Origin of the sequence: Brevundimonas sp., assembly GCF_041911375.1 — a bacterium.
Lineage (GTDB): Bacteria > Pseudomonadota > Alphaproteobacteria > Caulobacterales > Caulobacteraceae > Brevundimonas.
The window spans coordinates 1-13,250 of the sequence record NZ_JAYRPA010000006.1 but is presented as its reverse complement, the minus strand read 5'-3'; the positions used below and the strand labels follow the sequence as shown (position 1 = coordinate 13,250).

The window sequence follows — 13,250 nt, the reverse complement described above, 5'->3', positions numbered from 1 at the left end:
GAACAGGATCAGGCGACAAGGGTTTGCGACAGGCCGGGCGGGGCGGCGGCGTGGTCGAACAGGCGATCGGGGCGCTCCCACCAGCCCGGTGGATCAACCGCGTCGGGCGGCGCGCCTGACGCCAGGCGGCGCACTGCGCCCGCCAGCGCCGTTTCTGGCGCGCCTTGCTGGGCGGCGTCGAAAACACCCGCTTCGTAGCGGCCCGCGTCGCACGTCAGCAGGCGATCCCAACCGACCGATCCGGCCAGGGCCCAGACGGTGACGGCCTCGACCCTGACACCGTCCGCACGCGCCTGGATGGCGGCGCGCCAACATTGGTTCAGCCACGCGGCCTGCTGGGCCGGGTCGCATCCCAGATGGCACTCGGTCACCGCGATCGGCAGGCCGTAGCGGTCGTGCAGCGCCCTCAGGCCGCGGCCCCAGCCGGCGACCCAGTCGGCCACCGTGCGCACCGCCTCCGTGTCGGCATAGGCGATACGTCCGTTGCCGCCGTGCAGGCCGACCGGATACCGATCCAGCCGGTGATCCAGAAACCGGTCGCTGGTGACATAGTGGTTCAGCCCGATGACGTCCGGCGGGGTCGGCGCCGCAGCAAGGACATCAAGGCGCTCCGTCAGGCCGAAACCGACGAGACGGCCGTGCAGCGCGTGCCGCCTGTCCACCCGCCCGCACAGCAGGTCCCAGCTCATCAGCCGACGGGCGTTCTCGAAACCGGCCTGTTCGGCGCAAGGCGGCGTGGCGTAGGTGTGGCCGTGGTCTTCCGTCTGGATCAGCCGCGCGCCCGGCGTGACCTGCCTGATTGCCGCCATGGCCAGTCGGGTCGCCTCGATCTGGATCAACAGAGCGTTCCAGAAGGCGCCTTCGTCGGAAAGATGAGGGTGCCACAGGCCGTAGAGGCAGCTGAACCGCGCGGTGGTGAGGGGTTCGTTGACGGGGGTCCAGTCCCTGACCCACGGGTAGCGCGCCGCCACGCGGGCCGCGTGCGCGGCAAGGCCGGTCGCGAAATCGGGCCGGGTCAGGTCGGTCCACACCGGCCCTGAGCCGTGGTGGGTCAGCCCGACGATCGGCTCTACGTTCAGGCTCCGCAGCCGGGCCATCACGGCGTCGGCGCGGCGCCAGTCGAGGACGCCGGGCGCGGTCTCGATCCGCTCCCAAAGCAGAGCGACGCGAAGCTTGCGAAGACCCAGGTCGGCGAAGCGGTCCAGGTCATCAGGACGATCGTCATGGCCGGTCAGGGCCTGCTGGTCGAAGGTCCGGTCGCCGACACGGTTCACCGTGCACTCGACGCCGCCCCACAACTCCAGCCCGGCGCCGCTCAAGCCGCCGCCTCGGTCGTGGGCCGGAACCCGAAGCGGGGATTGACGCGCCAGGCGACCGCGTTGGCGATGATCTCGTCGAGCGAGGAACAGTTCGCCCGCCAGCCCAGCACCTGGGCGGCGCGACCGGGGTCGGCGACCAGCACGGCGGGATCCCCTTCCCGCCTCGGTCCCTGGGCGTAGGGCGTCGTGCGGCCCGTGGCCCGGTCGACGGCGGCGATGACCTCGCGCACCGATCGCCCGGCGCCCGAGCCGAGATTGACGGCGTCGAAACCCGTCGGCCCCAGCGGCGCGGTCAGCGCCAGCACATGGGCCCGTGCGAGATCGCACACGTGCACATAGTCCCTCAGGCAGCCGCCGTCCGGCGTGGGATAATCGGACCCATGCACCGTCAGAGCGGGCCCGAGCCCCAGCGCCGCTTCGATCGCCAGCGGGATAAGGTGGCTCTCGCAGGCGTGCGCCTCGCCGAGCTCGCCCGACGGGTGCGCGCCGGCGGCGTTGAAGTAGCGCAGCGCCACGCCTTCCAGCCCATAGGCCCGCGCATGGGCGGCGATCATCCTTTCGGCGGCCAGCTTGCTGTCGCCATAGGGGTTGAGCGGGGCTTTCGGGGCCCGTTCGGACAGACGGCCCAGCCCGTCGCCTTCCGGCTGGCCGTACACCGCGGCGGTCGATGAGAAGACCATCCGCCTGACGCCGGTCGCCCGCATGGCGCCCAGCACGGCCGCCACCCCGTTCACATTGACGTCCCAGAATGGCGCGGGCGCCGTGACCGAGCGCCCGACCTCGATGAAACCGGCGAAATGGATCACGGCGTCCACGTCGAAGCCGGCCATGACCTCTGTCAGCCGGTCCTGGTCGCGGACATCGCCGTTGATCATGGACCCCCACCGCACCGCCTCGCGATGGCCGTTGCTGAAGTCGTCATAGACCACGGGGCGCAGACCGGCCTCGGCCAACGCTCTTGCGGTATGCGAGCCGATATATCCGGCCCCGCCCGTGACCAGCACGGTTTTCAACGTCATGTGAGAAAACTCCGACAGGCACGGAGAAGCGGTGGGACGACGGCGCGTTCCGAAAGTCGCCTAGCGGTCCTTGGGACGCGTTCACCTATGTGAATGCGCCGCCAGACACACAGGCGCAGGGTGACGCATGACCCTCGAACAACCCTCCGGCTCCGCGCCCGCGGATTTCCAGGCCGATCTGCGCCCCTCAGGCGGACGATCGGCCGCCGACCTGCCGCGCCTCACCAACGAGACGCTGCGTCTGTGGAAGGCGTTCGCCCCCTTGGCGCCCGAGCAACGCCGCTGGGCGCTGGCGGCGGGGGTGGTGGAGACCGTGCGCCCGGGCGACGTGCACCGGGGCGCGGGTGAGGTGGCCGTGGTCGTGTCGGGCTGCCTGGCGACCGAGGCGACCGGGTCGGACCTCACAGCCGAACTCCTGGGCCCTGGCGATGTGGCGGCGACCGGAACCGAACGCCCGGTCGCGGGCCAGTGGGTCACCGAAGGCGAAATCTACCGGGTCGCCCTGCCCGACTGGCTCGAACGGGCGGGCGCGGCGGGGATGCAACACCTCCTGAACGCCGAGGACCGCAGGCGCGTCCGGCTGGAGCGCCGTCTTGTCTGCGCCAGCCGACATCTCGCCTCCGCCCGCGTGGCGGACCTTCTGCTGTCCATCCACCAGGCCGCGCCAGGGCGCGACATCCTGCTGTCGCAAGAGCGCATCGGCCGCATGCTGGGCGTCCGCCGCTCGACGGTGAACGGCTCGTGTCGCGCGCTCGAGCGCAGCGGCGGAGCGCGCACGGGGCGCGGAAAGATTCGCATCCTCGACGGCCTTGGCCTGTCGACGGCCGCCTGCGACTGCCACGCCGCCCGGTGAGGAGCGCGGGGCGGACGCCCGCCCCGCCTTGCCTCAGGCGCCAGAGCCCGGCTCGGCCATCTTGCGATGTTGCTCGGCAAGCATGGACTGGGGCGTGACCGCGGCGACGGCCGCCTGGACCTTGTTGCCCAGGCCCGCGACCACGTCGCCGTCGCCCCGCTTCATCGCCTCATAGCCGGTCCGCGCGACTTCGGCGGGATCAGCCTTGTGGTCGTCCTGCCCGACCTTGGTGTCCATCAGGTCCGCGCGTTCGAAGAAGCGGGTGTCGGTCGGACCGGGCATGAGCACCGTCACCGACACGCCGGAATCCTTCAGCTCGTTGCGAAGGGCGAAGGAGAAGCTGTCCACGAAGGCTTTCGAGGCGTTGTAAACCGCCTGGAAGCTGCCCGGCATCAGGCCGGCGATGGAGCCGGTGAACAGGATCTGGCCCCGGCCGCGCTCACGCATCTGGCGCCCGATCAGCCACGCCAGGCGGATGGTGCCGGTGATGTTGGTGTCCACGACGTGGCGAATGTCGTCGAAGTCCTGATCGAGGAAGGCCTTGCCCAGGCCGTGGCCTGCGTTGGCAGCCAGGGCGTCGACGGGGCGGCCGCCAATTTCGGCGTGGAGGGCTCGCACCCCGTCTTCGGTCGCCAGGTCGGCCTGGACGATCGAGATCCGAGCGCCAAGCGCGGTCAGGGCGTCCGACACCTCGGCCAGGGGCGTGTCGGCGGCGACCACCAGATCATAGCCGTCGTGGGCGAACAGTTTGGCCAACTCATAGCCGATGCCGGACGAGGCGCCGGTCACGACGGCCAAGGGCCGGGCGGTTTCGGCGGGGGTCTGGGCGAGGTCGTCGGTCATTGGAGGTCTCCGGGGGCTGCGTCATGCCTCCAACCCCCGGCGGCCCCGCCCGTTCCTTCACGAACACTCGGAACGAAGGCCAGCCCAGGCGGTTGACCAGACTCAGCTGACCGGAGCTAAACCCATGTCTTACAGTGAAGTTTCGACCGACGCCGATGTCGGATCGACCGCCTTCGTCGACAAGGATCGGCGCGAGGGCGAATATGAAGCGTCCAGCCTCAGGGCCGTGCTCATCAATCGGCCGCGAGACGCGCTGTACGCCTATTGGCGCGACCTCACGAACCTGCCGACCTTTTCGGAGACCGTGAAGTCGGTTGAGGTTTTGGAACCCGGCCGTTCGCGCTGGATCGTCGCTGGACCGGGCGACAAGGATGTCGAACTGACCAGCGAGATCACCGAGGACGTCCCCGGCGAACGCATCGCCTGGACCTCCAGCGAAGGGTCCGACCTCGACCACGAGGGCTGGATATCGTTCAAGGACAACGCCTTCGGCCGGGGCACGGAGGTGCGGCTCTTCATCAGCTACGACCCGCCCGCCGGGATCGTGGGCAAGGTCGTGGCCAAGGTGATGCAGCGCGAACCCCGCATCCAGGCCCGACGCGAGCTTCGTCGCTTCAAGCAACTGATGGAGACGGGCGAGATCTCGACCTCCGAGGCGCCCGACGCCGCGCCCCGCGCGTCGCGCCACTTCTGATTTTCGGACATCACCCATAAAAAGGAGCCGCCCATGCGCGCCCTCACCTGGCACGGCAAACACAATGTTCAGGTCGACACCGTGCCTGATCCGCAGATCGTCAATCCGCGCGACGCCATCATCAAGATCACGGCCACGGCCATCTGCGGCTCGGACCTGCACCTTTACGACAGCATGATCCCCGGCATGTCCAACGGCGACATCCTGGGCCACGAGTTCATGGGCGAGGTGGTCGAGGTCGGACGGGGCAACACCAGCCTGAAGAAGGGCGACCGCGTCGTGGTGCCGTTCGTCATCGCCTGCGGCCAATGCTTCTTCTGCGAGAAGTCGATGCCGGCGGCGTGCGACAACTCCAATCCGGCCGACAAGGCGGACGCCACCGAGATCGCCTACGGGCAGTCCGTCGCCGGCCTCTTCGGCTATTCGCACCTGACGGGCGGTTTCGCCGGCGGGCAGGCCGAATACGCCCGTGTGCCCTACTCCGACTACGGCCCGATCAAGATTCCCGACGGGATCGAGGACGAAAAGGTGCTGTTCCTGTCGGACATCTATCCGACCGGCTGGATGGCGGCCGAGAACGCCCAGATCCAGCCCGGGGACACGGTGGCGATCTGGGGCTGCGGCCCGGTGGGCCTGTTTGCGATCAAGAGCGCCATCCTGCAGGGCGCGGGCCGGGTGATCGCTATCGACCATCATCCGAACCGCCTGGCGCTGGCCAAGGCGAATGGCGCCGAAGTGCTGAACTATCACGAGATCAAGGTGCGCGAGGCGCTTCTGGAGATGACTGCGGGCCTGGGCCCCGACAGCTGCATCGACGCAGTGGGCATGGAAAGCCACGGCTTCTCGCCCGACAATGTCATCGATGCGGTCAAGCAGGAGACCAAACTGGGCACCGACCGTCCCCACGTCCTGCGCGAGACCATCATGGCCGTGCGCAAGGGCGGCACGGTCTCGGTGCCCGGCGTTTATGGCGGCTTCGCCGACAAGTTCCCCGTCGGCGCCTTCATGGAGAAGGGTCTGACGCTGAAGACCGGCCAGACCCACGTCCAGCGCTACCTCCCGCAGCTGCTGCAGCTGATCCTGGACGGCAAGATCGACACCACCGACCTTATCAGCCACCGCCTGCCTCTGGAGCAGGCGCCGGAGGGCTACAAGAACTTCAAGGAAAACCAGAACGAGTGGACCAAGGTGGTGCTCAAGCCGCACTGACGCTGCCGCGAACGGCCGGTTCGGATGTCATCCGGGCCGGCCGCCGCCTTCTGATCGTGCCCGGCTGTGCAAGACCTCAGGCCGTCGTGGACGGCGGCGGATAGACATAGAAGCCCGCCGAAACCAGTTCTTCTAGAACCAGTGGATCCACTCGGGGCGGATCCGGGACATTGGGAATCGCGCACTCCGCGACCAGGGCGCCGTCACGCCAAAGGGCGACCGGCGACTGAACCGCGAAGGCGCGTTTACGCGCCTGATGCAGCGCGTCCGCCACATCGACGGCGATCAGGCTTTCCGGCTCGCGTCCTCCGCTGAAGCGCAGCTGGTATCGCAGCAGTGACGCACCCGATCGCATGACCGTGGTCACGCCGCCCCCGCGTAGCGGGCAAACTCCTCCTTGTAACGCGCGGTCAGGTGATCCTGGCGCTCGCCCTTTTCCTTAAGGTGGATGAACCAGCCGTTCTCCTCCTCGAACATGTGGGTCAGCACCGCGCCCTCGATGTGACCCCATTTGTCGAGCCAGGCGTCCGAGGACGGTGCGATGTTCTCCAGCTCCGCCATCTGCATCTTCGCAGCGGTCTGTTCGGAATAGGCGACGCCCGCCTGCATCTTGTGGCCGTGCTGGGCCATGGCCGGATACAGGACGATTTCCTCGGCCAGCGAATGACCGTTCAGCACCAGCGCCAGCCGCTCCATGGCGGCGCGGCGGTCGGCTGCGGAGCGGACCTTGCGCCCCTCGGCGAAGGCGGCGCGGATCTGGTCGTGATGATCCAGCGCCAACGACAGCCAGTCGCCGGGCGAGGCGGCCGCCCGCGCCTTCTGGGTGGCCTCCGCCCGCCTTTCCTCATTGGGCTGCGGCGTTACGGCGGCCAACGCCTTGTCGATGACGGACATGGACTCTTCCTCCCTTACTTGTGGAATTCGATGATGGCGCGCGGCGCGCCGTGCTCCGCCCTCAGCGCGGCCGTCCGTTCGCCGAACCAGAGCCGTTCGACGGTGATGGCGCGCCATCCTTCGGGCAGAACCACGGGGCGATCAGGCCAGTCGGCGGGATCACCTTTCGGATCGAGGCCGGTGAAGCCGAACAGCAGCCCCAGCAACATCCCGCCCAGGTTGGCGAAGAAGGGCCCGGCCGCGGTTTGGCTGTCCGGGTGGTCGGGACGATACTCGAGGCACTGGTGGAAGCGGCCGGTGTCATAGGCCGCGTACCCCTCCTCGAACAGCTTCAGGGCCAGGGCGCGGTCGCCGGTCCCGGCGGCCCAGACTCCGTAGAGGGCCGGCAACATCGGCGCGCCGACATAGTCGCGCCAGTGCGCCAGGTAGAAGTCGAGCGTGCGGCGGGTCACGGCGTCATCGGCTCGATAGCCGCCGGGAAACAGGCCCGCCAGCGGCGACGGCGTGGCGCCCTTGGGTTCGTCGATGCGGAAATCGTCGTGTGCGGCGATGACCTGATCGGCGCGCACCGGCAGATAGAGGGCGTCGCGCACCTGCGCCCAGGCCGCCGGCGGCGTGCGCCCTGTCGCCTCGGCGGCGGCGATGGCGCGGCCCAGGACGTCATGCGCCAGCATCAGGCTGAAGGCGTCGTTGTCGGGCGGGTCCGGCACCTCGGCGGGGCCGGTGGCGCGCTTCAGCTCATAGCCCCGGGTCGTGCGCGTCAGGCGGCTGACGATCCAGTCGGCCACGCCCTCCAGCACCGGCCAGGCGTCCTCTTCCAGGAACGCCGCGTCCCCCGTCGCATCCGCGAACAGCGCGAAGGCCCGGGCGACATGCAGCGAGCCGTGGTCCTCGTGCGCCGCCGCCGATCCCGCTCCGGGCGCCGCCTCCTGCCCCGTCAGCGGCGCTGCTTCCCACGGGAACTGCACGCCCTGCCGCCCCGAGAGGCGCGCGTTCGACCCCGCCGCCTTCAGCCCCCGCGAGCGAAAGTCCAGCAGCGCCCGCGCCGCATCCGGCTGCGACAGCATCACGGGCGGGACGCAGAAGGCGTCGATGTCCCACATCACATGGCCGAAATAGTAGGTGTAGTCCCACCAGGTCGCGAGACCGAAGATGGAGGTCGCGGCCGGCGAGGCCGGATGGACCGAACTGTTCAGATAGAAATAGGCAGCGTCGATCAGCGCCTGGTGCTCCGGCCTGGCGCCCTCGACGACAATGCGTCCGCGCCATAGATCGCGCCACGCCGCCTGGTTGCGCGCTCTCAAGGCGTCGAAGCCGGTCTGGGCGCCGCGCGCGACCCGGCGCACCGCCTCCTCGTCAGGGCGGGAGTGGACCAGGGAGGGAATAAGGGCCGCCATCTGCCGCAGGCGCGCGCCCCGCTTGCCGACGGTTCCCAGGTCGTAGGTGGTCTGCAACGGTCCGGTCGCGTCCCACGCGGCGACGTCCGGCGAGGCGGCGGGGGTCGTCTCGGTCGCCAGGGCCACGCCGCACGTGGCCAGGTCTCCCTCGGTCGACCACAGCAGGGATCCGTCGCAGGCCGGCTGGGGTTCGCCCGGCGTGTCGGTTCGGCGGCGCGCCACCCGCCCGCGAAGGTCGGTCGTCGCCACCTGGGCCCGCAGGCGCAGGCGGCAGGCGGCGTCGGGCCGAACCCGGATTTCCTGCATGACCAGGGCCGGCGCGGTGCGACTGGCGAAGGTCAAAACCTCGACGTCCGCCTCCACGCCGCCCAGCCGGATGCGGAACCGGCTGGTCAGTTCGCCGGCGGCGAAATCATAGGCCTGGCTGAGGTCCGAAACCGACCACGGCTGGTCGGAAAGCCATACCCCGTTAAGGCTGAGGTCGCCCGCGAGCGGATAGGGCACAGGCGCGGCGGCCTCGACCCGGCGCTCCGGGTGCTCGCCGGCCACGCCGTTGACCAGGGCCATGCCGGCCATGAGGGGCATCTCCCTGACCCGCAGGCCGATCAGCCCATTGGCGACATAGGCCGGCAGGGCGCCGTCGCGCGGCCCGCCTTCGTCGGGTGGATTGATCGGTCGCCAGGCCTCAGCGCCAGGCATCGATGACCTCCGCGCACTCCGCCGCCTCGACCTGCTGGCCGTAACGCTCGTGATAGAGGGCGATCAGCCGGTCGTGAGAGTCGTCCGATGAGCTGCACAGACCATCCTTGACCACCACGACCCGGTAGCCCAGATCGACCGCGCCCAGCACCGCCGCCAGGACGCAGACGTCCGTCTCGGCGCCGGTGACGACCAGGGTGTCCACGCCGCTCCGTCGCAACACCGAATCGAGATCGGTCCCGAACCACGGCGAATAGCCGCGCTTGTCGATCAGGCGGCCGGGCGGAACGAACCGCTGAAGCGGCGTCGCCAGATCGACCATGTCGGCGCCCAGCGCCTCCAGGGTCATCGACGACCACCGTTCCCAGTAGCCGCGCCAGGTGCCCCGGCCTTCGCCCGGCCGCGCGGCGGGAATGAAGCGGGTGAAGATGTTGCGCTCCGGCTTCGCCTCGCACAGTCGCTCGATGACGGGCAGGACGCGGGCGGCCCAGGGCGTGCGCCAGTCCGTGTCCTCGACGAACATCCGCTGCATGTCGACGCAGAGATGAACCGCCGTCGACGGCACGGCATCACGCAGGCCCTGGGCCATGGCTCAGGCCGCCTCGCCCCGAGCCTTGTCGTTCGCGCGGGCGTCCGCCAGCGCCGTCAGGCTCTCGTCGGTCTTGGACTCCTCCTGCAGCGTCTCGTCCAGCAGGCGCGCCGCGTCCTCATAACCAAGCAGCGTCGCCCAGCGCTTCAACGTGCCGTAGCGGGTGATCTCATAGTGCTCGACCGCCTGCGCCGATGCGATCAGGCCGGCGTCCAGCGCATCCGTGCCCTCGTACTCCTCGAGGATCTCCTCGCCCTCGGCCAGAATGCCCTCGATGGCGTCGCAGGTCTTGCCCATGGCGCGCTTGCCGATGATGTCGAACACCTGCTGCAGGCGTTCGATCTGGCCTTCGGTTTCCTCGCGGTGCGTCTCGAAGGCCGCCTTGAGTTCGGCCGACTGGGCGCCGCGCGCCATCTTGGGCAGCGACTTCAGGATCTTGCGCTCGGCGTAATAGATGTCCTTCAGCGTGTCGTAGAACAGGTTTTCAAGCGTCTTCTCAGCCATGTGAGGCTCCTTGGTCTGCATTGGGGGATGAAGGTTCGATCTCGTCCGGGTCGGGCGTGGTCTGGGTGTCGGCGTGGTGTTCGATGCGGCCGCTCTCGACCTCGGCGCGGGAAAAGACTTCTTCCTGCCCCGCCTCCAGCAACTGGTCTTCGGGGCCGCCCAGGCCGCCCTGAATCAGGCCGGATGTCGACCCGGCGCTCATGTGATCTGATCAGGATGGGTCTGCGTTCCCGCAGGCGGTGCGTTGACTTCCTGATAGGCGTCCTCGGTCTCGAAGACGCCGAGGATGCTCTCGCCGGGTTCAAGCAGACCAGCGGCCGCGTCGCCGGCCTGAACGTCGTTTTTGGACGGAACCTTCACCTCACGGCTCGGTCCGCCTTCATCGCCGATCGAAACGCGATAGATCTTCATGGACATGGTCGGCCTCCTGAAACGGCGGGCGAAACCGCCTGTTTCAAGACTGCAAAGCGCATTACGGGCGCCGACCGTTCCTGTGTGTGCGTTGATGGACGCCCGCCCCCATCGCTCCCGGACGTCCCAGCCCGACCTCGGCGACCGCCCAGGTGGGCAGTGAAGCACTCGCTGCTGAACTGGTGCGGGCGGCCGGGGTCGAACCGGCATGGGCAATGCCCGACGGATTTTCGTACCACTTCGACTTTCGCCGCCGGCCCAAGTCGGACCGTTCGTGGTCTGGACTATCCCTTCGTCATAGCCCGAAGGCCTTAGACGCCGCCCGTCTAGTCTCTACACCTTCCCGTCCGGAGACGGGCTTGGCTCGGGATCGCCATCTGACAGGGTTCCCCGAATTTGAGCGGTTCTACGTCCGGGATTTCCCCCGGCGCACTCAATCCTCAGCTTAAGTCCGTTGCGTCTACCAGTTTCGCCACGCCCGCTTGCCACCTTAAGGCCACGTATCGGCAGGACCGCGTCGTGAGCCATAAAGTGACGCCCGTCTCCTACAGCACATGGCTGGCGGAGCCTACAGGCGCGCCTATTTTTCCGTCCGCTGCGTCACGAGTTTCGCAACGGCCGCGAGCGGCGTCAGTGGCCGGTCCAGGCGGGCGCGTTCGCCGGACGCATGGCGCGGAAGTCGACGTCGGAATCAGCGATCAGCCAGACCAGGCCAGCCCAGGCAGCGACGTTCTGGTTCAGCTGGGCCGGGTCGATCTTGTCCAGCGTGTCATTGGCGGTGTGGTGCAGGTCGAAATAGCGGGTTCCGTCCTGCGCCAGGCCAAAGAAGGGCACGCCAAAGGGCCCCATCGGCCCGATGTCGACGCCGCCGCTGGTTTCAACATCCTGCGAAGCCAACACGCCTATCGGATAGAGAACCCGGTTCGCCGCCTTCTGGAAATCGGACCCCTGCGCGCCGGCCGGCAGGCGCAGTGCATAGACGCGGTCCGCGCCGAAGTCGCTCTCGCCGGCGATGATGTGCTTGTCCAGCGCCGCGCCCTGGTTCCGGGCGTAGACGCCGCCGCCGTTGCCGGTCTCGCGCGTCGGCTGGGCCACCTCTTCCGAGCCGTAGAGGACGACCCGGACGGTGCGCGCCGCGCGCCGGCCGCTGTCGGCGATGGCCTTGGCCGCGGCCAGAGTGATGCCCCCGCCCGCCGCGTCATCGACCGCCCCGGTGCCCAGGTCCCAGCTGTCCATGTGGGAGCCCAGCACGATCACCTCGTCCGGTCGCTCCGCGCCCGGCAGGTCGCCGATCACGTTCTGGCTCCGGGTCTCAAAGGTCCGGGCCGTGGACTTCAGGCGCAGCCGCACGGGCTCGCCCATGGCGGTCAGCCGGCTGACCTGGTCGGCGTCGGGCGCTGACAGGGCGAAGGACGGTATGGTCGGCTTGCCGTCGACATACTGGGTGGTGCCGGTGTGCGGCAGGCGATTTTCGTCCGAACCGACCGAACGCAGGATAAAGGCGACCGCCCCCTTGGCCGCCGCCACGCCCGGTCCGGCGCCGCGCACCCGCGTTTGCGGCCCGTATCCCGAACCGTCCTGCATGGCGTGCATCTGACCGAAATCGACATAGGCGATCTTGCCGCGCAGCGCGCCGTCGGGTGCGGCCTGCAGCGCTTCCAGGGAGGTGAACCGGACGACCTCGCCCTCGACCCCGGCCCGTGGCGTCGCGGGCGAATGACCAAGCGCGGCGACGACCAGCTGCTGCGGGCGGTCGCCCAGGATTTCGCCGCTGTTCTCTCCCCGCTCCCATCCGACCAGGGGGAATTCCTCGATCCGGACGTTCTGGAAGCCATGCGCGCGCATGTAGTCGGCGGCCCACGCCGCGGCTTGTTGCTCGGCGCGCGAGCCGGCCGGACGCGCCCCGAAGCGCGTCGTGACCTGCGTGACATAGTCCAGGGCGATGTTGGACTTCATCGCCTGGTCACGGATGGCGATCGCCTGGGCCTCGGTCGCCGCGTCCTGCGCCGATGCGGGCATGGCGACGGCGAGAACCAGAGCGGCCGCGCTCATGGACAGGAGGCGAAGGGACATCGAAAGGCTCCGAAGACTCACGGTAAGGGCCCGGACCCTAGCGCCCCCGTCCGTGCGCCGAAAGGCTCAGCCGTTCTGGAAGTAGGGTTCGACCGGGCCCTGCAGCTTGACGGTCAGGGCCTTGCCCTTGCGATCGACGCGATTGCCCAGCGCCAGCCGGACCCAGCCCTCCGAGACGCAGTATTCCTCGACGTTGGTCTTCTCCTCGCCCTTGAACCGGACGCCCACGCCCCGCTGCAGGACCTCGGCGTCATGGTGGGGGCTGGCGGGATCGACGGACAGGCGATCGGGCGGCGTGTCGGACATATTGCGGCTCGGCGTTCTTGAAAGGCGGGGTGATAGCGCCCCGGCCGCCCGGCGCCAACCGATGTCAGCCCAGCAATCGCCAGGGCTGCACGAAGGCCAGGGCCAAACCCGCAGCCGGCAGGCCGACGAAAAGAACGCGCCGCACGCGGTGCGCGATGTACAGCACTTCCCCGATCATGACGCGCTTCCCCCTGCGTCCGCCGCTTCCGCGGCTGGGGGAAGTCTGCCTCAGAAAGGCTTCCGAGTCTCTAGGACGGGCGTACGGGCGATCCCTGATACGCAAGCCCGTCCTATTGCACCGTCTGCCGGGGCTGGGCGCTCGCGTCGCCGCCCGCCTGATAGGGCTGCGGGCCCGCCGATGCGGCAGGCGCGGGGGCCGGGCGGTTCGCGGCCGGACGTGCAGCCTGACGGGTCGGCTGACGCGCAGGCTGCTGGGCGGT

15 protein-coding genes are annotated in these 13,250 nt (G+C 69.0%); 3 read left to right on the top strand and 12 right to left on the bottom strand.

Features of this window, described 5'->3' with window-relative positions; translation table 11 throughout:
* Positions 1 to 8 precede the first annotated feature (8 nt).
* Both ACE3PU_RS01020 and galE read right to left on the bottom strand, forming a co-directional pair.
* A complete protein-coding gene (locus ACE3PU_RS01020) occupies positions 9 to 1,319 on the bottom strand; it encodes a family 1 glycosylhydrolase (RefSeq protein WP_374385730.1) in 1,311 nt (436 codons plus the stop codon).
* Positions 1,316 to 2,338: a UDP-glucose 4-epimerase GalE gene (gene galE, locus ACE3PU_RS01015; protein WP_374385728.1), complete on the bottom strand. Its 1,023-nt coding sequence runs from the start codon at positions 2,336 to 2,338 to the stop codon at positions 1,316 to 1,318. The genes ACE3PU_RS01020 and galE overlap by 4 nt, the downstream gene beginning before the upstream one ends.
* A gap of 127 nt (positions 2,339 to 2,465) precedes the next feature.
* Here galE and ACE3PU_RS01010 point away from each other — a divergent pair, with 127 nt between their 5' ends.
* Entirely contained in the window at positions 2,466 to 3,191 is a 726-nt protein-coding gene (locus tag ACE3PU_RS01010; protein WP_374385726.1) for a Crp/Fnr family transcriptional regulator, read from the top strand.
* Positions 3,192 to 3,224: 33 nt separating this feature from the next.
* On the opposite strand, the gene ACE3PU_RS01005 is transcribed toward ACE3PU_RS01010, so the two are convergent.
* A complete protein-coding gene (locus tag ACE3PU_RS01005; protein WP_374385724.1) occupies positions 3,225 to 4,034 on the bottom strand; it encodes an SDR family NAD(P)-dependent oxidoreductase in 810 nt (269 codons plus the stop codon).
* 124 nt (positions 4,035 to 4,158) lie between these two features.
* Here ACE3PU_RS01005 and ACE3PU_RS01000 point away from each other — a divergent pair, with 124 nt between their 5' ends.
* Positions 4,159 to 4,728: an SRPBCC family protein gene (locus tag ACE3PU_RS01000; RefSeq protein WP_374385722.1), complete on the top strand. Its 570-nt coding sequence runs from the start codon at positions 4,159 to 4,161 to the stop codon at positions 4,726 to 4,728.
* Between the two features lie 33 nt (positions 4,729 to 4,761).
* Complete coding sequence (locus tag ACE3PU_RS00995; RefSeq protein WP_374385720.1) at positions 4,762 to 5,937, top strand: zinc-dependent alcohol dehydrogenase; 1,176 nt, start codon at positions 4,762 to 4,764, stop codon at positions 5,935 to 5,937.
* A 76-nt stretch (positions 5,938 to 6,013) separates the two neighbouring features.
* Here the strand turns inward: ACE3PU_RS00995 and ACE3PU_RS00990 are convergent, their stop codons facing one another.
* The 9 genes from ACE3PU_RS00990 to ACE3PU_RS00950 form a co-directional block, all read right to left on the bottom strand.
* The gene (locus ACE3PU_RS00990; RefSeq protein WP_374385718.1) at positions 6,014 to 6,304 is read right to left on the bottom strand and encodes a hypothetical protein; all 291 of its coding nucleotides are present in this window, start codon (positions 6,302 to 6,304) and stop codon (positions 6,014 to 6,016) included.
* Positions 6,301 to 6,831 (bottom strand): hemerythrin domain-containing protein, encoded by a 531-nt coding sequence (locus tag ACE3PU_RS00985; protein ID WP_374385716.1) that lies wholly within the window; start codon positions 6,829 to 6,831, stop codon positions 6,301 to 6,303. The genes ACE3PU_RS00990 and ACE3PU_RS00985 overlap by 4 nt, the downstream gene beginning before the upstream one ends.
* 14 nt (positions 6,832 to 6,845) lie before the next feature.
* A complete protein-coding gene (locus tag ACE3PU_RS00980) occupies positions 6,846 to 8,927 on the bottom strand; it encodes a glycoside hydrolase family 65 protein (protein WP_374385714.1) in 2,082 nt (693 codons plus the stop codon).
* Positions 8,914 to 9,516, bottom strand: coding sequence for an isochorismatase family cysteine hydrolase (locus tag ACE3PU_RS00975; RefSeq protein WP_374385712.1), 603 nt, complete (start codon positions 9,514 to 9,516; stop codon positions 8,914 to 8,916). The genes ACE3PU_RS00980 and ACE3PU_RS00975 overlap by 14 nt, the downstream gene beginning before the upstream one ends.
* 3 nt (positions 9,517 to 9,519) lie before the next feature.
* Positions 9,520 to 10,020 carry a ferritin-like domain-containing protein gene (locus ACE3PU_RS00970; RefSeq protein ID WP_374385710.1) on the bottom strand — a complete coding sequence of 167 codons (501 nt, stop codon included), beginning with the start codon at positions 10,018 to 10,020 and terminating at the stop codon, positions 9,520 to 9,522.
* Positions 10,013 to 10,222 (bottom strand): hypothetical protein, encoded by a 210-nt coding sequence (locus ACE3PU_RS00965; protein ID WP_374385708.1) that lies wholly within the window; start codon positions 10,220 to 10,222, stop codon positions 10,013 to 10,015. Before ACE3PU_RS00965 ends, ACE3PU_RS00970 begins: the two co-directional genes overlap by 8 nt.
* Entirely contained in the window at positions 10,219 to 10,431 is a 213-nt protein-coding gene (locus ACE3PU_RS00960) for a hypothetical protein (RefSeq protein WP_374385705.1), read from the bottom strand. Before ACE3PU_RS00960 ends, ACE3PU_RS00965 begins: the two co-directional genes overlap by 4 nt.
* A 630-nt stretch (positions 10,432 to 11,061) precedes the next feature.
* Complete coding sequence (locus ACE3PU_RS00955; RefSeq protein ID WP_374385703.1) at positions 11,062 to 12,504, bottom strand: M28 family peptidase; 1,443 nt, start codon at positions 12,502 to 12,504, stop codon at positions 11,062 to 11,064.
* Between the two features lie 66 nt (positions 12,505 to 12,570).
* Positions 12,571 to 12,810: a DUF3297 family protein gene (locus tag ACE3PU_RS00950; RefSeq protein ID WP_374385701.1), complete on the bottom strand. Its 240-nt coding sequence runs from the start codon at positions 12,808 to 12,810 to the stop codon at positions 12,571 to 12,573.
* Positions 12,811 to 13,250 lie beyond the last annotated feature (440 nt).

Bases quoted from the DNA above. Each gene is read 5' to 3' on its own strand.
- galE (WP_374385728.1), bottom strand. From the start codon at position 2,338: ATGACGTTGAAAACCGTGCTGGTCACGGGCGGGGCCGGATATATCGGC.
- ACE3PU_RS01010 (WP_374385726.1), top strand. From the start codon at position 2,466: ATGACCCTCGAACAACCCTCCGGCTCCGCGCCCGCGGATTTCCAGGCC.
- ACE3PU_RS01005 (WP_374385724.1), bottom strand. From the start codon at position 4,034: ATGACCGACGACCTCGCCCAGACCCCCGCCGAAACCGCCCGGCCCTTG.
- ACE3PU_RS01000 (WP_374385722.1), top strand. From the start codon at position 4,159: ATGTCTTACAGTGAAGTTTCGACCGACGCCGATGTCGGATCGACCGCC.
- ACE3PU_RS00995 (WP_374385720.1), top strand. From the start codon at position 4,762: ATGCGCGCCCTCACCTGGCACGGCAAACACAATGTTCAGGTCGACACC.
- ACE3PU_RS00985 (WP_374385716.1), bottom strand. From the start codon at position 6,831: ATGTCCGTCATCGACAAGGCGTTGGCCGCCGTAACGCCGCAGCCCAAT.
- ACE3PU_RS00980 (WP_374385714.1), bottom strand. From the start codon at position 8,927: ATGCCTGGCGCTGAGGCCTGGCGACCGATCAATCCACCCGACGAAGGC.
- ACE3PU_RS00975 (WP_374385712.1), bottom strand. From the start codon at position 9,516: ATGGCCCAGGGCCTGCGTGATGCCGTGCCGTCGACGGCGGTTCATCTC.
- ACE3PU_RS00970 (WP_374385710.1), bottom strand. From the start codon at position 10,020: ATGGCTGAGAAGACGCTTGAAAACCTGTTCTACGACACGCTGAAGGAC.
- ACE3PU_RS00965 (WP_374385708.1), bottom strand. From the start codon at position 10,222: ATGAGCGCCGGGTCGACATCCGGCCTGATTCAGGGCGGCCTGGGCGGC.
- ACE3PU_RS00960 (WP_374385705.1), bottom strand. From the start codon at position 10,431: ATGAAGATCTATCGCGTTTCGATCGGCGATGAAGGCGGACCGAGCCGT.
- ACE3PU_RS00955 (WP_374385703.1), bottom strand. From the start codon at position 12,504: ATGTCCCTTCGCCTCCTGTCCATGAGCGCGGCCGCTCTGGTTCTCGCC.
- ACE3PU_RS00950 (WP_374385701.1), bottom strand. From the start codon at position 12,810: ATGTCCGACACGCCGCCCGATCGCCTGTCCGTCGATCCCGCCAGCCCC.